Source organism: Mycoplasma sp. 1232 (assembly GCF_034863345.1).
In the GTDB taxonomy this organism is placed as follows: domain Bacteria; phylum Bacillota_I; class Bacilli_A; order Mycoplasmatales; family Metamycoplasmataceae; genus Mycoplasmopsis.
In genome coordinates, this window is record NZ_JAYFFB010000007.1 from 16,282 (window position 1) to 41,994 (window position 25,713).

22 protein-coding genes and 2 tRNA genes are annotated in these 25,713 nt (G+C 28.7%); 14 read left to right on the forward strand and 10 right to left on the reverse strand.

Going from position 1 to position 25,713, the window contains the following annotated elements:
* Positions 1-39 precede the first annotated feature (39 nt).
* Complete coding sequence (locus tag VBM88_RS02280) at positions 40-2,490, forward strand: hypothetical protein (protein WP_323680360.1); 2,451 nt, start codon at positions 40-42, stop codon at positions 2,488-2,490.
* A gap of 2 nt (positions 2,491-2,492) precedes the next feature.
* Positions 2,493-3,017, forward strand: coding sequence for a DUF4256 domain-containing protein (locus tag VBM88_RS02285; RefSeq protein ID WP_323176603.1), 525 nt, complete (start codon positions 2,493-2,495; stop codon positions 3,015-3,017).
* 118 nt (positions 3,018-3,135) lie between these two features.
* Here VBM88_RS02285 and VBM88_RS02290 read toward each other — a convergent pair whose 3' ends face one another.
* The 5 genes from VBM88_RS02290 to VBM88_RS02310 all read right to left on the reverse strand — a co-directional run bounded on the left by VBM88_RS02290 (position 3,136) and on the right by VBM88_RS02310 (position 8,151).
* The gene (locus tag VBM88_RS02290; RefSeq protein ID WP_323176604.1) at positions 3,136-4,461 is read right to left on the reverse strand and encodes a DUF2179 domain-containing protein; all 1,326 of its coding nucleotides are present in this window, start codon (positions 4,459-4,461) and stop codon (positions 3,136-3,138) included.
* A 160-nt stretch (positions 4,462-4,621) separates the two neighbouring features.
* Positions 4,622-4,697, reverse strand: a tRNA-Lys gene (locus tag VBM88_RS02295).
* A gap of 175 nt (positions 4,698-4,872) precedes the next feature.
* Complete coding sequence (locus VBM88_RS02300; RefSeq protein WP_323680361.1) at positions 4,873-5,853, reverse strand: bifunctional oligoribonuclease/PAP phosphatase NrnA; 981 nt, start codon at positions 5,851-5,853, stop codon at positions 4,873-4,875.
* A 2-nt stretch (positions 5,854-5,855) separates the two neighbouring features.
* On the reverse strand, positions 5,856-6,821 hold the full coding sequence (locus tag VBM88_RS02305) for a bifunctional oligoribonuclease/PAP phosphatase NrnA (RefSeq protein WP_323680362.1): 966 nt from the start codon (positions 6,819-6,821) through the stop codon (positions 5,856-5,858).
* A 181-nt stretch (positions 6,822-7,002) separates the two neighbouring features.
* The gene (locus VBM88_RS02310) at positions 7,003-8,151 is read right to left on the reverse strand and encodes a LacI family DNA-binding transcriptional regulator (RefSeq protein ID WP_323680363.1); all 1,149 of its coding nucleotides are present in this window, start codon (positions 8,149-8,151) and stop codon (positions 7,003-7,005) included.
* Between the two features lie 209 nt (positions 8,152-8,360).
* On the opposite strand from VBM88_RS02310, the gene gltX reads away from it, so the two are divergent.
* From gltX to VBM88_RS02345, 7 genes are all read left to right on the forward strand, one after another.
* Positions 8,361-9,779, forward strand: a complete 1,419-nt coding sequence (gltX, locus tag VBM88_RS02315) for a glutamate--tRNA ligase (RefSeq protein ID WP_323680364.1) — start codon at positions 8,361-8,363, stop codon at positions 9,777-9,779.
* Entirely contained in the window at positions 9,769-10,176 is a 408-nt protein-coding gene (locus tag VBM88_RS02320; protein ID WP_323176609.1) for a hypothetical protein, read from the forward strand. Before gltX ends, VBM88_RS02320 begins: the two co-directional genes overlap by 11 nt.
* A 167-nt stretch (positions 10,177-10,343) precedes the next feature.
* Positions 10,344-10,775, forward strand: a complete 432-nt coding sequence (locus VBM88_RS02325) for a hypothetical protein (RefSeq protein WP_323680365.1) — start codon at positions 10,344-10,346, stop codon at positions 10,773-10,775.
* Between the two features lie 21 nt (positions 10,776-10,796).
* Complete coding sequence (locus tag VBM88_RS02330) at positions 10,797-12,521, forward strand: NusA N-terminal domain-containing protein (RefSeq protein WP_323680366.1); 1,725 nt, start codon at positions 10,797-10,799, stop codon at positions 12,519-12,521.
* Positions 12,508-12,786, forward strand: a complete 279-nt coding sequence (locus VBM88_RS02335) for a YlxR family protein (RefSeq protein WP_257089457.1) — start codon at positions 12,508-12,510, stop codon at positions 12,784-12,786. Before VBM88_RS02330 ends, VBM88_RS02335 begins: the two co-directional genes overlap by 14 nt.
* The gene (gene infB, locus VBM88_RS02340) at positions 12,779-14,584 is read left to right on the forward strand and encodes a translation initiation factor IF-2 (protein WP_323680367.1); all 1,806 of its coding nucleotides are present in this window, start codon (positions 12,779-12,781) and stop codon (positions 14,582-14,584) included. Before VBM88_RS02335 ends, infB begins: the two co-directional genes overlap by 8 nt.
* 8 nt (positions 14,585-14,592) lie before the next feature.
* Positions 14,593-15,099, forward strand: a complete 507-nt coding sequence (locus VBM88_RS02345; protein WP_323680368.1) for an adenine phosphoribosyltransferase — start codon at positions 14,593-14,595, stop codon at positions 15,097-15,099.
* Between the two features lie 51 nt (positions 15,100-15,150).
* On the opposite strand, the gene aspS is transcribed toward VBM88_RS02345, so the two are convergent.
* Genes aspS through VBM88_RS02360 form a run of 3 tightly spaced genes read right to left on the reverse strand, consistent with a single transcriptional unit; the run spans position 15,151 to position 19,901 of the window.
* Complete coding sequence (gene aspS, locus VBM88_RS02350; RefSeq protein WP_323680369.1) at positions 15,151-16,857, reverse strand: aspartate--tRNA ligase; 1,707 nt, start codon at positions 16,855-16,857, stop codon at positions 15,151-15,153.
* Between the two features lies 1 nt (position 16,858).
* Positions 16,859-18,220: a histidine--tRNA ligase gene (hisS, locus tag VBM88_RS02355; RefSeq protein WP_323680370.1), complete on the reverse strand. Its 1,362-nt coding sequence runs from the start codon at positions 18,218-18,220 to the stop codon at positions 16,859-16,861.
* 25 nt (positions 18,221-18,245) lie between these two features.
* Positions 18,246-19,901 (reverse strand): MAG5620 family putative phospho-sugar mutase, encoded by a 1,656-nt coding sequence (locus tag VBM88_RS02360; RefSeq protein WP_323680371.1) that lies wholly within the window; start codon positions 19,899-19,901, stop codon positions 18,246-18,248.
* 108 nt (positions 19,902-20,009) lie between these two features.
* On the opposite strand from VBM88_RS02360, the gene ychF reads away from it, so the two are divergent.
* The 4 genes from ychF (at position 20,010) to VBM88_RS02380 (ending at position 23,620) form a co-directional block, all read left to right on the forward strand.
* Positions 20,010-21,107: a redox-regulated ATPase YchF gene (gene ychF / locus VBM88_RS02365; protein ID WP_323680372.1), complete on the forward strand. Its 1,098-nt coding sequence runs from the start codon at positions 20,010-20,012 to the stop codon at positions 21,105-21,107.
* 38 nt (positions 21,108-21,145) lie between these two features.
* A tRNA-Trp gene (locus VBM88_RS02370) sits at positions 21,146-21,219 on the forward strand.
* Positions 21,220-21,359: 140 nt separating this feature from the next.
* Positions 21,360-21,749: a DDE-type integrase/transposase/recombinase gene (locus tag VBM88_RS02375; protein WP_323680373.1), complete on the forward strand. Its 390-nt coding sequence runs from the start codon at positions 21,360-21,362 to the stop codon at positions 21,747-21,749.
* A 395-nt stretch (positions 21,750-22,144) separates the two neighbouring features.
* Entirely contained in the window at positions 22,145-23,620 is a 1,476-nt protein-coding gene (locus VBM88_RS02380; RefSeq protein ID WP_323680374.1) for a class I SAM-dependent DNA methyltransferase, read from the forward strand.
* Here VBM88_RS02380 and VBM88_RS02385 read toward each other — a convergent pair.
* A complete protein-coding gene (locus VBM88_RS02385) occupies positions 23,592-24,023 on the reverse strand; it encodes a restriction endonuclease subunit S (RefSeq protein ID WP_323680375.1) in 432 nt (143 codons plus the stop codon). The genes VBM88_RS02380 and VBM88_RS02385 overlap by 29 nt on opposite strands.
* Positions 23,983-24,540: a restriction endonuclease subunit S gene (locus tag VBM88_RS02390; protein WP_323680376.1), complete on the reverse strand. Its 558-nt coding sequence runs from the start codon at positions 24,538-24,540 to the stop codon at positions 23,983-23,985. The genes VBM88_RS02385 and VBM88_RS02390 overlap by 41 nt, the downstream gene beginning before the upstream one ends.
* 5 nt (positions 24,541-24,545) lie before the next feature.
* On the opposite strand from VBM88_RS02390, the gene VBM88_RS02395 reads away from it, so the two are divergent.
* The gene (locus VBM88_RS02395; protein ID WP_323680377.1) at positions 24,546-25,658 is read left to right on the forward strand and encodes a restriction endonuclease subunit S; all 1,113 of its coding nucleotides are present in this window, start codon (positions 24,546-24,548) and stop codon (positions 25,656-25,658) included.
* Positions 25,659-25,713 lie beyond the last annotated feature (55 nt).

Below are 25,713 nucleotides of genomic sequence, written 5' to 3' on the forward strand. Positions count from 1 at the left end.
ATAATAAAAATAATAAAGTTTAATAAAATTAAAATAATTATGAAAAAACTAGTTAAAAAATTCTTATTAACAATGCCGGTTGGAATATCTGCTGCATTACCAATTGTTGCACTTTCTTGCAACAATCAACAAAAAGAGGATCAAAATTTAAAATCGTTTAAAGGTGACTACTTAAAAACAGCTAATGTTTTATTTAACAATATTGTTAATACAGCTCAAAAATGATTAAATATCATTGAAAATGATTCTGCAGCTAATGAAAGATTAAATAATTTCTTTAGTCAAAATGAAAATGCTAAAAATACGGTTATTTATGTTTTAAAATCAGATCCAGAATCATTTAAAAACAACATTGTCAACTCAAACTTAAAACAAATTGAACAAATTATTAATGGTGAAATTCAAAATACTTATAAATATTTTAATGAAGTTTCAAGAATCACATGAGCTATAAATCCACAGTTTCTTAACGGTATTCTTTCTACATTTATTAGATTCATGCCTGAAAGTGAAGAAATTCAACAATCAATGAAATCTGACTTTAGTAAGTTAGTTGGATACTTATTTTATTCAAATGGTAAAGCTGAAATCATTAAAAATTACATTCTAATGAACGAGAGTGAAAATAGAGCTAATAAAATTAAATCATTGACAAAAGATGCTACACTTAAAAATTCAGTTGATCAATATTTATTATCAAATCAAAATGTTATTGCTGAGTATAAAAAATTAAACGATGCACAAAACTATGCATATGATTCAATCACTTCATTATCTGAAGAGAAAATCAGAGAAATGTCTGATGAATATTTAAAATTCCAAAAACAATTTATGAGTTTTAGAGAGCAATTTAATGTTCCATATCTTGAATTAACACAACCTGAAAGTTCCTTAAATAAACAATTTAACTCATTAATTGTTCCTAACTTTGCAAAAATGCCAAATATGAGCGAAATCGGTAAACCTATTCTTGATGAAAATGGTAAGGAGACTTACAAAAACCAAGCAACAACATATGATAGTTTATTAGAGAAATACAAAAAAAACCAAGAAGTTAAAGCTCTTATTGAAAAAATTAAAGCTAAAAACTTAAAAGAAAAAGTAACAATTGAAAATCCAAGTGTATTAAATGATCTTACAAATGGAAAAATGTTACCTTTATCGATTTCATTCACAACTAACTGAAATCAATCTTTCAAATTTGGTTCTGTAATTTACTCAAAAAACAAACAAACAAATTCATTTGATAAATTAAATCTTGAAGAAAAAATTACACAAGGTTCAAAATTAGTTTCATCAATGATTAATGACTGAAATGCTGATCATATTTTAAAATTATCACTGCCTATTGAAATTATTAATTATTGAGGAGTTTTCAACCCTAATGAAGCTAATACAAAGATAAATAAAGAGTCAAGCGATGAAAATATTAGAGAATTAACAAAACTAACTGACTATATTACATTAGGATTTAATTCAGTTCAACCAATTGAATATAAGATTAAAGAAGAAACTAAAGACAACAACAAATACAATTTATTGCAAATCGGAGTTGTTAGAAATTCATTATTAGGTGGAAGACATTACAAAGATTTTTGAGACACATTCTTCTTAACTCCATCATATGAATACTTAATTGATAAAAATGCTGTTAAACTTTCTGAGCAAGGAGTTAATCTTAATGCTTCATTTGACTTATATATAACATTGAGTGATGAAATTTACGAAAACCAAATTAAACCATTAATTATTGACCAAATGTCTGATGAAGAACTTGCGAAAGTATCTGAATTAAAAGCTAAAATCTCAGCACTTGAAGATAAAGAAATCACAATAACAGATGATGATAAGGAAATGATTTCTAAATTTGGTTATATGTATAGATTTAAAGATGTAACTGATGAAACATATCCAACTCAAGCTATTCCTGTTGATCAAATTCCATCTACACTACCTCAAAAATACTTAATTGATGCAATTGATAATTACATTAATGTATCAACAAAAGGTTCAGAATACATTTCTTCTTTAGAAAGTGAAATCTCAAATTACACATCTAGAATTGATACATACAAAAAAGAAGTAATTGCGCCTGCTGAAGAAAAACTTGCTGCGTCTCAAGATGAAGAAGAAAAGCAAAAGTTAAGAGAACAAATCGAGCTTTTCAAAGCTGAAGTAGATAAATTAGAAGGACAAAAAGAAGAAGCGACAGCAAGATTAGATGCTGCTAAAGCAGAAAAAGAAAAATGAAATATTTTTGAAAACAATAAAGTTGAATACTTCAAAAACAAATTAACTGAATTAAATGATCCGAAAATTGCTAACCCTAATAAAAATGCTGAGAGTGATCCTGAACAAATTTCAGATCCTGAAAAATCAATTAAATATAATAAAGAAGAGCTTGAAAAAGTTTATACAGCTTATGAAACAAGAAGAGCTCAAGAATTCAATAAATTAGTTATTGGATTCACATTTAAAGTAATTGATTAATTATGAAAACAAATTACATTTATAAAACTCTTTTAGAAAGAAATGCAAATTTGAATCTATTATCAAATGACGAATTTGAAAAACGTGTTCAAATAATTCTTTCTAGCCCACAATTAATTAACACATTTGACTGAATGGAACAAACTAATGGTGAACCAACATTAGTTTCAATGTTTGATAACATTTATCTTGTAGATTTATCAACTCAGTCACCTAATAGAAGATCACTGTGCTATGATAGAACTGCGCTAATTAACAGAAAGAAGTTTGTGCCTGAAAATGATGCTTTAAGTCTTGCACATAGTTATTTTAGTGAACTGCTGACTGAGCAAGACTATAGATTTTTAAATACAATCAAACCACTAGATACTAAGACATCTTCGTGAATTCACACACCTAAAGAAATTCGAGATAAAGGTGGTGCGATATTTTGCGACAATAGATATGGTGCAGTATTTGTCTACCATAATAGTGCTGATTCATATTATTCTTTTAGAGGTTTTAGAGTTAAAGTTAAAATCATTTAACCTATGCACATAGATACAAAAGTAAGATATTTAATTTGATATCTTGCTTTTTCTTTTAAATTAGTTACTAAAAAAGATAAAGAAAAAGCTACCTAAAAGGTAGCTAGTTAATGATTTATTAGAATTTATCTTGTGGTAAGTAAATTGAACCATCAATACTTTTAATATCTGAAATAGAGATAAATGCATCTTTGTCAACTTTACGAACATCTTTAATAATACGTAACACATGTCTGAATAATGCAACTGATGTAATAACATCAATATCTTTTCCTTCGTATCCACCTGTAGCTCTGAAAATTGTCATACCTGTAACAATTTTCTTGTCACTTGTGATAATTTCTTTAACTTTAGCAGCATTCTTTGTAAAGATTTGAACTCTAACAAGTTTAAATTTAGGGAATAATTTATCTAATACACCGATATAAACAACATTTACTAAGAATGTAGCGATGAAGTTAGGTGAGAAGTAAAGTTCAGCGTGTCATACTTTTGCTTTCAATGCTTCTGCTTGTCTTGTGAATTCAATTACTTGTGAATCTGATAATCCCATTTTAGTTTTATTATCAGCAACTAATGAAGGATCAACTTTTGATAAAAGAATTGAACCTGGTAATCAAGACCCAACTAAAACAGCGACAATCATAATTGCTATGTTCATATATCCACTAATTGAACCGAATGATTTTTGTTTTGCGTTTGCGTATCATTCTCCGATAACACCTGTAACACCAGCTGTTCCTCCAATAATTTGGATAATAGCAAATACGTAAGCTAATAATACTCCATAAACAATTGCATAAAGCATTAATGCTAACACGCTACCTGATGAGTATGAGTCTCATAATAATGGAACTAATCCTGAAAGTGATTGGTAAGCTTTAGGTAAAGCGGCTTTAACAGCTTTGTTTGAGAAGTCCCCGATAATATATGTTGAACCAGCACCTGGGATCATTCCGATTCCGAATGAAACCAATGATGAAACAACTAAGAATAAAATTGTTAAGTTTGTAAATAATTTTCCGACTTTCTTATAACCGAAAATGAAAATAGGAATACTTAAAATAACATAAGCAACTCAGAAGACGAACTGGTCAATTAAGTTAAGCACTGTTCCATCAACTTGTCCAGCTATAGAAACTACTAAAATCTTTGCTCCAGCTTGTCCAAAAGCAGCTAAACCAAAGTTGTAAATACCAACATTTTTAACAAAGAATACACCAATGATACCGAAGATAACTGCTGTAATGTTTGTTATTAAAATAATTTTTCAAAGTGGCATTTGTTGGTAGAAGTAATTTAATTTAAGACCAAAGTTAGACATTCTTGTTCTTTTGTATAAAGTGTTCTCTTTTTTAATGTGCACTTTTTCTAAGTTTTCAACTGTGTCTTGTCATTTAGAAGAATTTTGGTCTTTATGACTATTTGACTTTTTAAAAAGCATTTTGCTCCTTTCTTTAAAATTAAAAAATATGTTACCTATCAACAAGATAACTAAATTACTATTCTTATTCTATCACTTTTGCAAATAAAGCAAAATTTTAAAAATAGTAAATAAAAAACCACATATTTTTAATATGTGGAGATTGGTCGCTTAAACGAAATGGTAGACCGTACAGGGTTCGAACCTGCGACCCACTGGTTAAGAGCCAGTTGCTCTACCGGCTGAGCTAACGATCCACTAATATTATAAAACTTTTTCAGAGTGATTTGATAGTCTCTAATTTAAATAATCTAATAAATTAAAATTAACTTTTACAGTAGTGCTCTAGGTTTAAAAGTTGAATTCAATTTCTCTAAATTAAAAATAAATAAAAAATTCCATACATTAATTTGTGTATGGAATAAATTTATATTAAGCGTTAGCTTGTTCTTCTCTTCATCTAGCTACTTCAGCAGCACAATCATCAATAACTTGTTCAACTAAATCAAGTGAGTCAATAATAGCACCTGAGGCTCTTTCGTGTCCTCCACCACCTCATTTAACGGCAACATTTCTAACAATTGGTCCATTTGATCTAAATTCAACTCTAACTTTTCCGTTTTCTTCTTCTGTGAATTGAACTCACATTGGGAATCCATCGATGTTAGCAATTGAATTTACTCTAATTGATTGTTGTGGTGTTTTACCAAATTCATTTGTTGTTTTTAAATCATTTTGAATGTAAGCTACACCATCTCTTGTTTTTAATGTTGTCATTAATCAAGCACTGTATTTTAAGTCATCTAATGTAACTTTAGCTAAATTTGAGTGGATAAAGTCTTGTTGTAATCCTGCTTCATATAATTTAGCAGCTAAATTTAATGTTCTAGCTGTAGTGTTATTGAATAAGAATCTTCCTGAGTCAGTGTTGATTCCTAAATATAAGAAGTTAGCAGCTTTTTGTGTGATTTTTCAGTTGTTTACAACCGCGATTTCTGTAATCATTTCATCAGCTGCAATATATGATGAATCAACTCATCTAATGCAATGTTCACCTAAATCATCATCATTTGGGTGGTGGTCAATTCTAATAACTTGAGCAAATAAGTCTTTGTCTAAAACTTCTCTATATTCAATTCTTTCTTTGAAGTTTGCATCTACAACAACTCCTAAAGCAGTTTTTAAAAATTCATCTGATGGAATTTCATCCATTTTGATATCTAAGAATGAGAATGAACCTTTTGAATCACCTATTGCATAAACTTTTTTATTTGGGAAGTTTGTTTCAAGTAATTCTTTTAATCCAAATTGTGAACCTAAACAGTCTCCATCTGGACGAATGTGGTGAAAAATAACGATGTTATCGTATTTTTCTAATTGTTCAGTAACTAATTTTAAATTACCAATAACCATAATTATTTAGCCTCTCACTCAACGATAGCTTGGTTTAAGTCAGCTAAAACGTCTTTAACTTGGTCTCAAGATTGAAGAGTAATTCCGGCAGCGTTATCGTGCCCTCCACCACCATATTTGTTAGCAACTAAGTTAACTAATGGTCCATTTGAACGTAATCTTCCTCTAACTGTTCCATCTTCAAGTTGAATGAATAATGCTCAACAAGAGTTGTCTTCAATATTAGCTAATTCATTTACGTATTGAGCAGCTTCGAATGAATCCATATCATATTTCTTTAATGTTTCTGTATCAATTTCGTAGTAAAGAACTCTTCCTTCTTTTTTGAATCCATTTAAAATGTGTCCAACAAATTTAAGTTGTTTGAATGTTCTTTTTGAAAGTTCTTTTAAGATGAATGATGGGTGGAATCCTGTTTCCATTAAGAATGCTACTAATTTGTGTGTTCTAGCTGATGTGTCAGGGTATAAAAATCTTCCTGAGTCAGTGTTGATTCCTAGGTAAATGTGTGATGCAGCTTTTTGTGTAACTGTTCATCCTGCATCAAATGCGATTTGAGCAATCATTTCAGCAGCTGCAACATAGTGTTCATCGATTCAGTTGTAATCGTAATCGATGTCAGCTGAGTTAGGGTGGTGATCAATTCTTAATTTAGCCGTTGTCTTGTTTTCATATAATAAGTTTGCACATTCAATTCTGTTTCCACTTGAAGCATCAACTACAATTCCTAATGAGTTTGTAAAGTCGATTTTTTCAATGTCATCAAAGTGGTAACCCATAAAGTCAAATAAGTGTAAGTTATCCCCTACTGTGTAAACATTTTTGTTAGGGTAGTTTGTTCTAATTAATTCTGCAAGCCCAGCTTGTGAACCTAAACAGTCTCCATCTGGACGAATGTGGTGAAAAATAACAATATTGTCATATTTTTCAATAGCATCAATTGCTACTTTTGAATTTCCTATAACCATAATAATTTTCCTTTCTTAATAGTGATTTTTTAATTTAAATTAAATATTTCTAAATTATATAGCATTTAATTTTTATTAACATAACTTTCAAGATACTCTCATAGGTCTTAAAATCTTTATTTTTATTATTCAGATTGTTAGATTAAAAAAATAGATGCAATTTGATGTTGCATCCAAAATCTTAAGATGTTTTTTCACTTAATTCACTAATTAATTTAAGTTTAATAACTGCTGTTTGTGGATTTTTTGATGAAAGTTGTTTTGTAATCATTGATTCAATTATCACTCCGATATATGGATAGTCCACAAAAATCTTATCAACATAAACCCCTAAACTATCGTAAATTGATTGGTAACCAATGTCACTAATTCTAAAGTGCTTTGAAGCATACGTGTTAATTGAAATAAACGAATCGTGAGTCGAACAAATGATATTTGAAACATTATTTGTATTTGCAAAAGCAATAATTTCTTTGACTTCTTCTTTATTTTTCTTAGCACTGATTGGATATCTCATATAAGTCATACTATATTCTGAACAAGCTTCCTTAAATCCTGAAATTCTTTGGAATTTTTGATAATCAGATAACTTTTGATCTTCTAAGAAAATAATTTTATTTGAGTTTCTCGATCTTGGGACTCTTCTAATAAATGATTTTGTAAGTTTATAAAATGCTTCTCTATCATCTGGAACAACTCAAGAAACACCATCAACTTTGTGTCCATAAACTAAGACAGCAACGTCCTTAATGGTTTTAAGGAAATCAAATAATTCTAGATTTTCTTCACTAAGAAATACAACGATTGATTTTGGTTTTCATAATAAAAGATATTTTAAAGTTTCAATATATTCATCAGCTGTTGGTACAGTGTAAAATGTAACAACTCTTCTATTATTTTTTGATGCACCAGCAATAATTCCTGAAATAATGTTTTGAATATAATTTTGACCATAAAGAGGGCAGATAACAAAAATCGAGCTTACTTGAACTTTATTAATTCTACTTCTTGGATTAGGAACATAATCATATTCCTTTATAATTTCTTCAATTTTTCTTCTGTTATCTTTAGAAACATAACCATCATTATAGAAACGACTAATTGTGGCAACTGAAACGCCTGTAAGTTTTGAAATCTTTTGATATGTTATCGGTTTTCTCGAAACTCTTTTACCAAGTCTACCAGGTATTTTCATTTCAATTGAGTCATCTAATATTTCTAACGCTTGCTCGTGGTGGTTTTCTAAAATTCTAGGATCTAATTCTTCGCTAAACTGCCTTTTACTCTTTTTATATTTATCATTAATCATATAATTTAAATTTGATTTCATATTTAAATTATATTAAATTCTAAAATTAATTATTTTATATAATAAAACAAAAAATTCAAGAACTTTTTTGTGCTTTTTAAAACTTTTACCCTAGAGCACTATGGTAAAAGTTTGAAAATAGCATTTTTTATTAAGTTTTTTTCATTGCAAGAATATTGTTTTATAATTTTATAACTTTAATATTCAGCTACAAAAGGAGTTATTTTACTATGAGTAAAAAAATCAGAACACGTTATGCACCAAGTCCAACAGGATACTTACACATCGGTGGAGCTAGAACAGCTTTATTTTGTTATTTATTTGCTAAACATTTTGATGGTGATTTTGTTTTCAGACTTGAGGACACAGATGTTAAACGTAATGTTCCAGGTGGTGAAGAATCACAATTAAATAACTTGGCTTGATTAGGAATTGTTCCAGATGAATCTCCATTAAATCCAAATCCAAAATGTGGTAAATACAGACAAAGTCAAAAGTTGGATAGATACAATGAAGTTTTAAATGAACTTTTACAAAAAGATCTCGCATATAAAGCTTACGACTCATCTGAAGAATTAGAAGCTCAAAAATTAGAATCAGATGCTAAAGGTATTCCAAGTTTTAGATACGACAGAAACTGATTAAAAATTTCTGACGAAGAAAAACAAAGAAGAGATGCTAATGGTGAATATTCATACCGTTTAGTGATGCCTAAAAATCACACTTTAGCTTGAGATGATATTGTTAGAGGTGAAATTTCATTCAACTCTGATGAAATAGCTGATTGAGTTATTTTCAAATCAGATGGGTATCCAACTTACAACTTTGCAGTAGTAGTTGATGACCACGATATGGAAATTTCACACATCTTACGTGGAGAAGAGCACATCGGAAACACACCTAAACAACTTGTTTTATATGAATACTTAAATTGAGAAAAACCACAATTTGGACATATGACAATTATTACAAATATGGAAGGTAAAAAACTTTCAAAACGTGATCTTGAAACAAAACAATTTATCGAAGACTACAAAAATGAAGGATATATGCCTGAAGGTATTTTCAACTTCTTATCATTATTAGGATGAACATCTGCTGATGCATCTGAATTAATGAGCAAAGAAGAAATCATCGCTAAATTTGATCCACAAAGATTATCTAAGTCACCTTCAAAATTTGATGTTTCAAAAATGGATTGATTCTCAAAACAATACTTAAAAAATACAGACAATCAAAAATTAATTGACTTAATGAATTTAGGAAACTCAAATTTAGATTCAGAATGATTAAATATTTTTGTTGATACATTTAAAGCTAGCTCTGTAACAGTTTCAGAATTAAAAAATCACTTAAATTCATATTTAAATCCTGAATTCTCAAAAACTGAATTCAATGAAGCTGAATTAAATACAGTTAAAGAATTTGTAAATAACTTCAAAAAACTTGCAGCTGATGTCTTTACAATTGCAAATATTCAAGAAGCAATTAATTTAACCTCTTCAAATTTAAATGTTAAAGGTAAAAACTTATTTATGCCAATTCGTCTTGCTGCAACAGGAATTGCTCACGGACCTGAATTAGCAAAAGCCATTTGATTATTTGGAAAAGAATTAATTTCAGAAAGACTTAAAGAATATGAAAATTAATTTTAAATCAATTATTAAGGTTCCTACAAATGATGAACCTCAGGTTATTGAATTTTTATCACAACTTGATTTATATAACAAAACTGAAGATGGTGTTATTGAACTTAAATTCAATGAACCTAAATACAATGAAACAAATAGAATTGACATTTCAGAAAATGAAGTTAATATTTACACAAACTTAACAACTGTATGTGTAAAGAAAAATGAAGAGGGTAATGCAAGCATTTCAGTAGTTGACCCTTCAACACAGAAAAAATTTGAAATTAATTTAAAAACTGTATGTAAAAACTTCTTCACATCAATTAATGAATTTAACTTTCAATATGACTTATTCACATACGAAAATGATGAAGTTTTAACATCAATTAATATGACATTAGAACTTTATGAATAATACAAAAAATATTTTTATGCCTTATGTACTAGCATAAAAATCACTACATATAATAAATACTATTAAAATAATATGGTATTATTTATATACAACGTTAATTATATTTAGAGGTAAGAGAAAGGAGTTGCGAAAGCAGCTCTTTCTATTTACATTTTTATAGGAGTAAAATGTTTGATGAAAAGATTTTAAAAGAGCAATTTTCTAAAGTTTTATCAGCAAAAATGGAACACGATCCTCTTTTAGGAAAAACACTAGAAGTAGTGGTTGATTATAGAAGTTTGGATGAAGTTAACAAACTTGGGAAAGAAATTTCTGCATTTTTAGAGACACAAAAATGATTTACTGATGATATAAATTTAGTAGTATTATCAAAAGGAACAGACCTTAAAATTTCAATAGAAATGTTAGATCAATACATTGACAAATATATTGAAGTCAAAACTCAAAAAAGTTTTGAAGGACAAAATAATTTTGTAATTAAATTAACTGAAGTTCAGCCAGATCACATAGTTGGTAAATGAAATAAAAAAGGCCAAATTAGAACAATTAAATTAGATCTTTCTAATATAAACGAAATTGAAGAATATATTAAGTTTTAACAAAAAATAAAGGAGTAAATTATGGCAAAAGCTAAAAATAAAACACAAGTTGATGTTGAAAGTCAACAACTATTTAAATATATTGAACTTCAAGCAGAAGGTCTAAACTCTCCATTTGAAGAAGTTTTAGAATTATTTAGATCAGAAACTCAAAAAGCAATTACTAAACAAGTTGACCCTAATGCTGAAATTCAATTCGAAGTAGACTTTGATAATAAAGCTGTAAATATGTTCAACTTAAACGGTGAAGTTATTGAAGATGAAGAAATTTCAGAAGATGATGAACCTCAAGTTTTAAGTGAAGATGATGCATTAGCTAAAATCTACACAATTCCACTTTCAGAAGCTAGAAAGAACGATTCAAATGTTCAAGTTGATGATGTGGTTAGAATTCAATTTAAGTTTGCTGGATTATCAGACAAATTGAGAAGAGCAATCACAAGTGGTGTTAAACAATCTTTAAACTTAACAAACAAATCAAAAGTTGTTGAAAAATATTCAAAAATGATTGGACAAAAAGTTCCTGCAGTTGTTTTAAAACACTTATCTAACAACTCATACAATGTTATGTTAGAAGACAAACAAACAGCTTTCTTACCTGGAGCTAAAAAGCCTAAGAACTTAAAATTAAACTTAGGTCAAAAAATTATGGTTTATGTTGATTCAATTAATCCTGAATCAAGATTAAGCATTGTTACAGTTTCATTAAACTCAACAGAAGAATTAGTTGAAATCTTAAGAAACGAAATTCCAGAAATCAAATCAGGTGAAATTGTTATTAAAGACATTCAAAGATTACCTGGAGAAAGATCTAAAGTTTCATTTGCACTTAAAGACCAAGATAGTGATCAAATTAATTTAGTCGGTTCAATTACAGGACAATTTGCTTCAAGAATTCAATCAGTTGTCACTGAATTAGATGGTGAAAAAATTGACGTTATTGTTTACTCACCAGACACACTTGAATATGTTAAAAATGCTATTGCTCCTGGTAAAGCAGTTGATATTAAATGAGCTGATGAAGAAAGAAGAAAAGTTTATGCAATTGTTAAACCAAGCGATGCAACAGTCGTTATCGGAAAACAAGGAATTAATATTGAACTTGCTTCTAAATTAACAGGAACAAGAATTGAAGTATTAACAACTGAAGAAGCGCTTGTAAAAGGAATTAAATTCAAAAATGATTATATTCATGATGTGCACTACTTCAACACAACTCAACCAAAAGTAAATGCAAGTAAAAAACAATCAAAAACAAACTCAATGCTTAAAAACATTGATATGTACATTGATACAGACTCATTATTCGAAGACTTTAACAACAATATTTACACAGAATTAGAAACAGAAACAGTTGTGAAAGAACCAAAACAAAAAGCAGAAGAAACTAAAAAACCTGCAACTACCGAAGTTAAAACTAAGAAAAATAAAACAGAAGAAATTAACAATATTTTTGAAGAAGAATCTTCAAACATCGAAAAACTTCTTAACTCATTAGATGAATACAGTTTCGTTGATGAAATCGACAAATACAATGACGAATTCACAGATGAAGTTGAAGATGAAACTCTTGATGAAGAAGCTGAAAACGCTAAAAAAGAAGAGAAAAACAGAAAAATGCTTAATGAATTTAAGAGAACTAAAAATCAACTTAAAGACTTTAAAGTGGATGATGACCTTACAAACTATGGATTATCAAACGTAAAACTTGATTTAGATGACTTAAATTCAGATGACTGAGATTAAAACAGTTTTTCGTAAGTGTATTGCGACAAATCAAGTTTTACCAGTTGATGAACTCACTAGATTCAGTTACGATAAAGAAAATAATTTATTAGTTTTAGACTTACATAAAAACAAAAAACATAGAGGAGCTTATTTTGTTGCAAGTTTAGAAAACTGACAAAAAATAAGAAAAACAAAAGCTTTAAATAGAACATATAAAACTAACATATCTGATGAACAATATGATTCATTAGAAAATGAACTTAAGGAGGTGTTATATGGCTAAAAAACAAAACAGAATTTCGAACGTAAATGAAATTAAAGAGCAATTGCAAACAACAAAAACTGAATTAAAAGATGGTGTATTTATTTTCACTGAAAAAATGTCAATTGCTGATTTTGCACAAAAAATTGGAGTACCTGCTACAGAAATTATCAAAAAATTCTTTATGCAAGGTAAAATGTACAACCTTAACACACTTTTAGATGAAGAACAAATTGCTGAAATGGCAATTGAATATGGATATGACTTCAGAAAAGAAACAAACATTAATGGTTCAAACTTCCTTGATGAAGTTCAATTTAAAGATGATCCAAAAGATTTAGTTAAAAGATCTCCAATCATCACTGTTATGGGGCACGTCGACCACGGTAAAACTACATTAATTGACAAAATCAGAAACTCAAACATCGTTTCAACAGAAAGCAGTGGAATTACACAACATACAGGTGCTTACCAAATTAGTCACAAAGGTCAAAAAATCACTTTCTTAGATACACCTGGACACCAGGCATTCACACAAATGCGTGCTAGAGGTGCTAAAGTTACTGATATTGTTGTTTTAGTTGTTGCAGCTGATGATGGTGTTATGCCTCAAACAAAAGAAGCTATTGAACACGCTAAAGCAGCAAATGTTCCAATGATTGTTTTTGTTAACAAAATGGATAAACCTAACAAAGACCTTGACAGAATTAAAGGTGAATTGGCTGAAAATGATGTTCTTATTGAAGAATATGGTGGAGATGTTCAAATCGTTTATGGTTCAGCACTTAAAGGTGAAGGACTTACAGAATTATTTGACGCTATTATGTTATTAAGCGAAATTTTAGACTTAAAAGCAAATCCAAAAAGATATCCAATGGGAACAATTATCGAATCACGTGTTGATAAAGGAGTTGGAGTTGTTTCTACAATTATTGTTGAAACAGGAACATTACACAAAGGAGACTTCTTAATCGCTGGTTCAAAATACGGAAGAGTTAGAATGATTACTGATTCTAATGGAAGCCAAATTGAAGCAGTCGAACCGGGAGCACCAGCAATTATTTCAGGTCTTAACTATGCACCTGATGCTGGGGATAAATTTGTTGGATTCAATGATGAAAAATTCGCCAAGAAATTAGCTCAAGAAAAAGCTACAGCTGATCGTATGGATTTACTTCACTCAAAAACTATTACAGATCAAAATATTGATGGCAAAAAAATTATAAACGTTATTATCAAATCAGACGTTTACGGTACTTCTCAAGCTATAAAAGATCAAATTGATGGTTTAGAAAATGAAGATGCTATTGTCAAAGTTATCTCAGCAGCAGTTGGAAACGTTAATGATACAGACTTACTTTTAGCTAAAGCGTCAAATGCAGTTATTTTTGTATTTAACTTAAGAGTTTCACAAAATATTAAACAAAATGCAGCTGCATCAAATGTTACTGTTATTTCTCACGATGTTATTTACAAAATTATCGAAGATGTTCAAGGTATGCTTGATGGAGAAAAAGCACCCATCTATGAAGAACAAAAAATTGGAGAAGGTCACATTATTCAAATTTTCTTCTACTCAAAAGTTGGAAACATCGCTGGTACAATGTTAGATGAAGGTGTTGTAAGATCTAACTGTAAAGTTAAAGTTTACCGTAAAGGAAAACTTATTCACGAAGGTGTTATTGACTCACTTAAACGTGAGAAAAATGACGTTAAAGAAGTTCTTAAAGGTAAAAACTTTGGAACACACATCAAAGGATTTAATGATATTGAGGCAGATGATGTCCTTGAATTCTATGAAGATGTAAGAGTTAACTAATAATTATTATGAAAAATCTTAAAAATTTAATTACTGATATTCCTAATTTCCCTAAACAAGGAATTGTATTCAAAGATATAGCACCACTATTAGCTAATCCTGATGCATTTACCTATGTCATAGACAAAATGGCACAATTGTGCAAAGAAGCAGACATCATTGTAGCACCTGATGCAAGAGGATTCATCTTCGGAACTCCTGTTGCTTATAAACTTAATAAACCATTTATAATGGTTAGAAAGAAAGGTAAACTACCAGGTCCTACAATTTCTCAAAAGTATGACTTAGAATATGGCGATAACACTTTAGAAATTCAAGATAAAATTCTAAAACCAGGTCAAAAGGCAATCATTATTGATGATGTTTTAGCAACTGGTGGAACTACAAAAGCTATTATCGATTTACTTCAATCTCAAGGTGTAAAAGTTCTAGCTAATGTTGTTTTAATGGTCTTAGATGAACTTTATGGATACAAGAAAATCAGTAAACTAATTGATGTAAAATCAATTCTATAAATTGCAAAATAAAAATACTAGACTTACGAAATCTAGTATTTTTTTACATCACTATTTAGACTTGACTTCAAGGAATAATTCTGTTAATTGCTCTGAATCAACACTTGAAGGAGCTTGGGTCATAAGGTCTTCATTTTTTGAATTTTTAGGGAACGCAATAACATCTCTAATAGTTTTTTGGTTAGCTAAAATCATAATCAATCTATCGATTCCAAGACCAATACCACAGTGTGGTGGGACTCCATATTCAAAAGCTTTTAAGAAAAATCCGAATTTGTTTTGTTGTTCTTCTTTTGATAGATCAATCATTTCAAACATTTTAGTTTGAACTTCTTCATCATAAATTCTAGCTGAACCTGAACCTAATTCAAACCCGTTAAGAACTAAGTCGTAACTTTTTGCTCTAATTTTTTCTTTAGGTAATTTATCTAAATCTTCTAATGGATTATCGAATTGAGTGAATGGATGGTGAGCTGCCGCTCATTTTCCTGTTTCTTCATCATGCTCGAACATAGGTCAATCAATAATTCATTTGAAGTTATATTCATCTCTAGCTCATCCATATCAAGAATTAAGTTCAACTCTTAATGCTCCTAAAGCTTGTGAAGTATTTTCGAATTTATCAGCACAAATCAAGTATGTTCCTTCACCAAATTGTGAAATTAATTCTTCGACATCTACTGGATTTAATTTTTGAGCAAAGTTTGTTTCGACTAATTCTTTATTTTCGTTAACAACCAAGTAGAATAATGCTTTAACTTTGTTTTTCTTAGCTATTTCTTCAAGTTTCTTGTATTCTTTTTTGTTAATTTTTTCTACAAAATGAAGCAATCTAATTGAAGGAGCTGATGTTATGATGCTGAAATCACTATTTTTAGCAAATTCAGGAATATCAACAATTTTGTTTTCAAATCTAAAGTCAGGTTTGTCTGTTCCATAATCTCTAATACAGTCATCAAATCTTATTCTATCAAAAGGAACTTTGATATCAACGTTCATAACTTTTTTCATAAAGTGTTTGAATAAACCTTCAATGTATGATTGGAAGCTAGGAACGTCCATAAAACTTACTTCGATATCTAATTGTGTGAATTCAGGTTGTCTATCTTTACGTGAGTCTTCATCTCTGAAGCATCTTGCTATTTGGTAGTATTTTTCAAATCCTGAAATCATTAATAATTGTTTGAATAATTGAGGACTTTGTGGAAGTGCATAAAATGCATTTTCTTTATTACGTGTAGGGACTAAAAAGTCTCTAGCACCTTCTGGTGTTGCTTTAGATAAAATTGGTGTTTCGATTTCTGTGAATTCTTGAGATTGTAAGTATTCTCTAATTGCAAAAATTACATCATTACGTAATTTAATGTTATTTTGCATCACATTTCTACGTAAGTCTAAGAATTTATATTCAAGTCTTAATTCTTCTTTAACTTCAATGTCATCTCTAATTTGGAATGGTAATTGTTCTTTAGATGATGATAAAACTTTGTATTCATCAACTAAAATTTCAATATCTCCTGTAGGTAAGTCAGGATTTCTATCTTTTCTTTCACAAACTGTTCCGGTTACTTCTAAAACAGATTCTTTTGTGAATGAAATAGGTGTTTTAAATACTAATTGTGTAATTCCAAATTTGTCACGTAAGTCAACAAAGTTTAATTCACCAAATCTACGTTTGTTAGCTACTCACCCATATAAAGTAACAACTTGTCCAACATTTTCTAATCTTAATTGATTATTTTTAATTGTTTTTTTCATATTATTTTCCTTCTTCTAATTCTTCAATAAGAAGTGCAACATCAGCTAATTTAGAGTCACTGATTGTGATGTGTTCATCGCTATTTCCTAAAATAAAGTTAAGTGCAGAAATGATACCCTCTTCATTTTTTGAGAATGTTACTTTTTCTCCTGTAACCATATCTCTAATGATTAATAAGTTAGGATTAATCATTTTGTCATCATAAACTAAGAAGTCAGCAGTTCTCTTTGCTGCTTTTTCAAATAACTTTTTATTTTTAATTAAAGAATGTTCTGTGTAAACTGATAAACCAGCTGTTGCAATATAATTTTGTCCCATTATAGTACCAAAAGCAATATTATCTTCATCATTTGTCATTGCAATATAAACATCAGCGTGTCTTAATTCTGTATCTGGTTTTAAAATTTCCATTGCATTTTCTCTTACAACATCTACAACACGATCGATTCCCATTCCAAAACCAACACTTGAAATATTATCTCCACCTAATTGAGCTATTAAGTTTGAATATCTTCCACCACCAATTAATGTAAGTCCACTTGTTGAACCTTTACCTGTTGTTACAAATTCAAATACAGTTTCATCATAGTAATCAAGCCCTCTAACTAATTCATTTGAAATTTTGTACTCAATATTTGCTGCATCAAGTGCTGTAGTAACTTTTACAAAGTATTCTTTTGATTCATCTGATAAATAATCAGCAATTTTAGGCGCATTTTTAATAAAAGGTTTTTGTGAATCTTCTTTATCATCAAGAATTCTTAAAACTTTTTTGCTTTCTAATCTTTCTTGTGAAATTTCACTTAACTCAGATTTGTAAGGTAATAAGTAGTTATATAAAGCTTCTTCATATTGTTTTCTACTTAATTCATCACCAATTGTGTTGATTTTTAATTCTCAATCAACCATTAAGTTATCTAAAATGTGTGCAGCTAATAAAATAACTTCCACATCCTTTGTATAAGCTTTTTCACCTACAAATTCAACACCAGCTTGATAGAACTGTCTGTATCTACCTTTTTGAGGTTGCTCATATCTGAACATTGGTCCGTAGTAAGCAAATTTACTAAATCCATCATTTAATCATTTTTGTTCAATAAGCGCTCTAACAAAAGGTGCAGTTCCCTCAGGTCTAAGTGCTATATCTCTGTCACCTTTGTCTTTAAATTCATACATTTCTTTTTTAACAATTTCTGAATCATCCACAGAACGTCTGAAAAGTGTAGCTTGTTCCATAATAGGCGTTTCCACTAAAACATAACCTGCTTTAGCAACTGTTTCAGTGAACATATCAGTTACAAAATCTTTTAATAAAAACTCTACTGGTGAATAGTCTTTTGTTCCTTTAATTTTTGTAATCATAGTAACTCCTTAATATATTTGGAAATTATACTTTTTTCTCTTGCAGCTTGTTTATTTGTTTAACAATTTTTAAAATTTTTTTTCTGATTTTGTTTTTAACTAAATTAGCTCATATAGTTTCTAAAAATGGATGAAATTTATACATATGAGATTGAAATTCAGTTTTAATTTCAATCTCTTTTTTAGCTTTCTTGTAAGAAACACTTGTAATAGTTGAAAATCTTTTACCTTTTGTTTTAACTTGAAAAATGTAATGTTGTTTTGTATTATCTCAATCAAGTAATTGGAGCTTATCTATTTTTGATTTTTTAAGAAAGCCGGTTGGTTTATTGACTAAATAATCAAAAACATTTTTCATATCTTGAACAGTTTTGTTAATGTATGAATAAACATAGTAAGTTTTATTCATTGATTCAATCATCTTATTGTATTTAAGTGTAAGTAAGTTATTGTTTTCTAAATACTCTTGCAACATAACGCAGAAGTTAAATAGAAAACCATAATTTTCAAAACTTAAATGTTCATTAATATCATTTGAAAATGAATTTGAATTGTATGCAAATAAAATGTTGTTTGGGTCATCCATTTTATTTTCAAATTCATAAGGAATTTTAAAAGTATTAAGTAAGTTGATAATCAACTCTGAAGCATCTAGTGGAATAAAAATATTTGGTTTATCAGTTAACTTAGTTTCTTTTCATTTTAAATATTGGTTTGAAATGAAAAGATAAGCGATTTGGTCATTATTTAATTCAACAAAGCTATTTTTAACCCTGGCAAATAACTTAATATCATTATGTTCATCCATAACAATAATTAAGTTAGCATTGTAATTAGTTGATAGAGCTCATTTAACAATAGAAAAAGTTGAATTTTTATTTTTTAAATCTTTGTTAAGTGTTGGGTTCAATTTTGAAACCTTAACATTTAAATTTGATAAAAATCTATTAATAATGTAGTTTGATAAATTGTCGCTAATAAGTGTATAAACAGCCAATTTGTTGTTTGAACTAAAATCAAATTCAGATTTAACTGATTTTAAGAAGTTTTCATAAGCTGAGTCAATAACTTTGTCTGAGTTTAAAACAATTGAATAATTTGAATCAGAAACAAATATGTGATCTTTAACTTCATAAAGCTCATTAATTAACTTCTCTTGTTCTTCAAGTGAAATTAATTTATTTTTGTTGTAAATTTTTAAATAAAACTTATTATTAGTTTCTTTGTAATCTAAATAAACTGAATAATCTAAATCCATATTGTTTAAAGTTGTATTGATAAAAAAATCATTTAACTTATCAATATTAAAAGTATAAACGCGGTACTTTTTATCATTTAAAAATCTAATTAATAAATCTTGAAGTTTTGAATCAATATTAACTTTGTTTTTTAATGCAACTAAAACTTTTCTTCTTCTATTAAAAATTGACTTTCTAGGAAGCGATTTATCAAAAAGTGAAATCAAATTAAGCAATGTATAAGGGTTTAAATTGTTGTAACCAAGTTGATTTTGTGTATCAAATTCAATTCCATAAACAGTTGATTTTGCTCTTGTGTAAAATTCACCATTTGGAAACTGATTATCAACCTTTCTAACAAATTCATTAATGTCTGAGTTTATTAGTTCTTTGGATTTATAGAAATTAAATCAATGTGTGATTTTATTGTTAATTTGACTCATTTTCACCTTTCTTAAAATTTATTTTAATTTTATCAAATTAAAAAATTACTTTTCAAGCATTTAGAGTAAAATTAAAAACATAATTATTGATTAAAAAGGAGTTTATTTATGTCACTAAAAGCAGGTATTGTAGGTCTTCCAAACGTAGGTAAAAGTACATTATTTAGTGCAATTACTAAAAAGCAAGTTGAATCATCTAATTACGCTTTTACAACTATTGAACCTAACATTTCATCAGTTCCTTTAATTGATCCAAGATTACAAAAAATTGCAGACATTATCAAACCAGATAAAATTGTTTGAGCTACATTTGACTTTGTTGACATAGCTGGACTTGTTGAAGGTGCATCAAAAGGTGAAGGGTTGGGAAATAAATTCTTATCAAACATTAGAGAAGTTGATGCAATTATTCACGTTGTTAGATGTTTTGAAGACAAAAACATCTTGCACGTAGCTAATTCGGTAAATCCTGTAAGAGATAAAGATGTTATTAACTATGAGTTAATGTTAGCTGACTTAGAAACAATTAACAACGTAATTAATAGAGTTACTAAAAAAGCTAAATCAGGTGATAAAGATGGTTTAATTGAATTTAATGCTGCTAACAAAGTTAAAGATGCATTACTTCAATCAATACCGGCTCGTGATGTTGAACTTGATGAAAATGAATTAAAAGCTGTTAAAGGTTATCATTTACTCACATTAAAACCAATAATTTATGTAGCTAACTTAGGTACAGAACAGTATGCAAATTACAAAGATGATAAACTTTATAATGAGCTTAAAAATTCATTAAAACGAAATGAAAAAATCATTCCAATTTCAGTTCAATTAGAATCTGAGTTAGTTGATTTATCAGATGAAGAAAAAAACGAAATGCTCTCAATGTATGGCGTAGAACGTAGTGGTCTAGACGTTTTAACAAGAGAATCATTTGATCTTCTTAATTTAGAAACATACTTTACAGCAGGTAAAATTGAAGCAAGAGCTTGAGTTTACCATAAAGGTTGAGCAGCTCCTAAATGTGCAGGAATTATTCATACAGACTTTGAGAAAAAATTCATTAAAGCAGATGTTATTGCATATGAAGACTACATCGAACACAATGGTGAATTAGGTGCTAAAAACGCTGGTAAAATGCGTTCTGAAGGTAAAAACTACATTATGAAAGATGGTGACGTTTGCCACTTTAAATTCGGGAAATAATAATAAAAAAATCATCATTTTAGGTGATGATTATATGTGGGGGTTTAGTATAGTGGTAGTGCTGCAGTCTCCAAAACTGAAAGTAAGGGTTCGATTCCTTTAACCCCTGCCAATTTCAAATAAATTTTCTGGTGTTTTCGAAGTGCCAGATTTTTTTATTTTTGATATTTATTTTAATAGAAGAATTTAAGAATATTTTTAGGTATTTTAACTTTTAAAATAGACATAAATTACAGAACATGAGGAAGAATAATGAACAAATTAAATCTAATTTGTGTAGTTAGGTCAAAACGTAAAGTCAGAGAAATCAAGATTACAAATGTTAAGATTAAAGATTTTGTAAATAGAGATTACAATGGAATTACAAATAATATTATCGCAACAGATGTTTTATATATAAAAGCACCAAATGATATAGATGAAAATCACGTTTATCTTTCAGTTGCAATACATCATAAAACAAAGAAAATTTTGAATTGAAACTTATCAAGAAGAAATGATACAGATTTAGTTATTTCACACATCAAGGATATCAAGTTTAAAAAACCTTGAATTCTTCATTCAGATCACGGATTTCAATATTCATGTTCTAAATATCTTGATGTAGTTGCAAAAAAACAATGGAAATGTATCTGTGGGTAGGGTCTAAAATTCATTAGATAATAGGGAAGTTGAATATTTTTTTCAAACATCAAATCTGAGTGTTTAAACTTTGTAAATTAAAAAACAATTTGCTTTTATAAACTCAAAAGTATTATCAAAGATTACATTGAATGATATAACAATGAAAGATTTTAATCTGTGTTTAATTGAAAAACACCTCGAAATATTGAGATGATTTGATTTTTTTATAAATTGTCTATAAGACTTGTCCTAGTTTAATTTTTCTTGTTCTTATAAAATTCAGCGATCTAGTTGTAGTAATCTAGGATCTGATTTACCCCAAAAACATGCAGAATATAGTGATATAGTAATAAAATGCTTTGATTATGTTATAATAAAATAATTAAAAATATTGAAGGAATTTAAGGATAAGTATGTCACAAATAATTGATGAAAATGTTTTATGAAAAGCAGCAGAAAAACTAAGAGACAAATGTGATCCTGCTGATTATAAAAATGTTGTATTGGGCTTAGTCTTTTTAAAATATGTTAGTGATAAGTACATTGCTAAATATGATGAGCTAAAAAAAGTTGGCGACGGTAGAGAAAAAGATAAAGACTATTACATTCAAGATCATGTATTTTTAGTACCTGAAAATGCCTTATGAACCAATATAGCAAGCCACTCTAAACAAAGTGATTTAGGTCAAGTAATTGATGATGCCTTCATCGAGCTTGAAAAACACAATAATCAACTAAAAGGAATTCTTCCTAAAACTTATTCTAAGAGTGATTTAGATAAATCTGCTTTAGGAGACTTAGTAGACTTTTTCACTAATAATTTAAATATGGAAGATGCTGATGGTGATTTCTTCGGCCAAGTTTATGAGTACTATGTAGGTGCTTTTGCTAAGTATATACCAACAAAAGGTGGAGAATTTTTCACTCCAAAATCTGTTGTTGAATTAATGGTTGATATTTTAGAACCTTATAGTGGAAAAGTTTTTGACCCATGTTGTGGAAGTGGTGGTATGTTTGTTCAATGTTCTAAGTTTGTTAAAGAACATCAAGGTAACGTTGATAACATCTCAATTTATGGTCAAGAATCAAACCCTGGAACTTGAAAAATGGCTAAAATGAATTTAGCTATTAGAGGACTTGAAGGAAATTTAGGTGAAAAAAGCGCTGATTCTTTTACAGATGATTTACATAAGTCTTTAAGGGCAAATTACATCATCGCTAATCCACCATACAATTTAAAAGATTATTGAAAACCATCTCTTGAAGGTGATCCTAGATGAGTATTTGGTAAACCGGACATGAAGAATGCTAACTATGCATGACTTTCATTAATGTATTCTAAATTATCACCTAATGGTAAAGCAGCAATATTGATGCCGAACGGAGCTACAACAAGTAATACTAAAGATGATTACAAAATTAGAAAGGCTATGATTGAATCAGGTAAGGTTGAAGCAATTCTAGCATTGCCTAATAAATTATTTTCAAATGTTACCATTTCGGTTCAATGTTGAATCTTAAATAAAGGAAAAACTAATACTGATGTTTTATTTGTAAACGCAGACAACTTAGGGAAATTAGTCTCAAGAAAAATAAGAGTCCTTGAACAAGAAGATATAGACAAAGTTGTTAAAGCTTATCGTGATTTTAGAGAAGGCACTCTTATAGATATACCAGGTTTTTGTAAGAGAGCTACATTGGAAGAAATCAAAGAAAAAGATTTCTCTTTGAATCCTGGAAGATACGTTGGAGCAGATGAGTCTAATAAATTATCTCCTGAAGAAATTCAAGAAGAGTTAAGAAAGACTACTGCTGAATTATTAGAATTAATGAAGGAGGGTAAAGAACTAGAAGATAAAGTTAAAAAGATATTAATGGAAGAATTGTAATAGTGTTAACTATGTGACTTTGAGTAGGCTTTTCATGAAAACTTACTGGCATGTCCAGAAAGTGAACTAGTCTTAAAGATTTTACAGTTGAACCGGTTGCAACTAAATTGAAATAATCTCTGTGATAATAAAGATAGTAATATAGATATTTTATATCTAAGTCACTATTCTTAATCCTTATGCAATAACATCTTTGATGCAGGTCGAACTTACCATTGTAGTATCTTGGAATAAAAGAAGTTCCTTCACCAGGCATTATAATTGCCTCGTCATCAAATAAATAATTATTACTAAACTTAACTACTTCAGATCTGTCAAAAAATGGATATATACCAGACTGAACACAATCTTGTGTGTTGTGTTTACCATTTGCTATGATGATATATTCTGAAAGTTTTTTCATAATCTAACCTCCTATGAATGTTAACTATGTGTTGTTGTAATTTCAAATTATGAATAGATATATCCAAGTTTCTTAAGTCAGTCTTTGAAAATTTAGGCATTGCACTACCACTTGTTAATGACAGAAGTTTTTCTTGTCCATACATAGATAAAAATAAATAATAAAGATAATTATTGGATGTATATTGCGAGTTTGCTCTAATTAAAATTGCATTAGGTCCTAGCGTCATTTTGATACTTAATTTAGGACATTTAAATACAGTACCTAAATTTGCACCAACATTTGAAATGATAAGGTCTCCATATTTTAAGTTGCTCTTTTTAAGAAAGTTAAATGAATGTTCTGAAACATATATTGCATTTTCTTCAGAATAATTATTATTGAAATCAGTCAGACGAATTAATCGTGCATATGCATTGGTTTTATTATTCAAATAGTTAACGTTATCATTAAGTGATTTGAAACTTCCATTAGATACAAAATCAGTTATAACGTTTGTGATTTTTTCTAGTTTCATATATTATGTCAAAAGAACTTAAATATTTTATAAAAACTTCCGTAACTGGCTTAGACGCAATTAAGCGCGCTCCTATTGTCGAATACAATACCAGAATTAAATGTCTTAGAATAGGAGATATATCTCAAACCAATAGTTATGATAATTGAGGCTATTGTGAGGTTAATAAGACTAATTACGAGAAATTTCATATTGAGAAAAATGATATTTTTATTGCAAGAACAGGAGCTTCAATCGGTTGTTCCTTTATTGCAACTAAGAATTATGATTCTGTTTTTAACAATGGACTCATTAGAGTTAGGGTAAATGAAAATGCTTTGCCTCAATACATTTACTACTTACTCAAAACAAATAATTTTCTATCATTCATAATAGCTACAGGAATGAGCAGTGCAACGCAGCCTAATATAAGAATAAATGATTTATTAAAGTATAGTGTTAATAAAGTGCATTCTCTTACTGAACAACAACACATAGTTAACACTATAGGAACAGTTGATAATTTGATTGAAAAAACTAATCAAAAAATTATATTGTTTGAAAAATTACTAAAATATATTTATCAAATTTATTTTAATGATAAAAGTAGTGTAAACAAATTAGGTGATGTAATTAAATATTTTGTTGGTGGAACATTTAAAAGTAAGGATTATACAAATCTTTCATCATGAAAATTAATTACAATTAAAAACATAGGAGACTCTGGATTTAATCTTGATAATATCACTTATTTTAGTATGAAGCCAGAATATGAAAAATTTAAATTAGAAATTGGAGATATCTTACTCACCATGACTGGGTACGTAGGCAGAACAGGTATTGTTGATTCTGAAGATTGTTATTTAAATCAAAGAATTATAAAGATTACTTGTGAATCGAAAGCTTTAATATATACCTATTTACTAATGGATAAGGAAAATATTTCTAGTTTAGGTCACGGTAGTGCACAACCAAACTTAAGTATTTCAGATTTTCTAAACATTAAAGTTCCGTTCGGCGAGAATGAAGTTAACTATTTTAAAAAATATGATTATATATTTGATGCAATTCTAAAAAATAGAATGAATATTAGAAAATTAACAAATTTGAAGAAACTTCTTCTTTCAAAATATTTCTAGATAGTTAACACTATAGGAACAGTTGATGATTTGATTGAAAAGACTTTAGAAATTT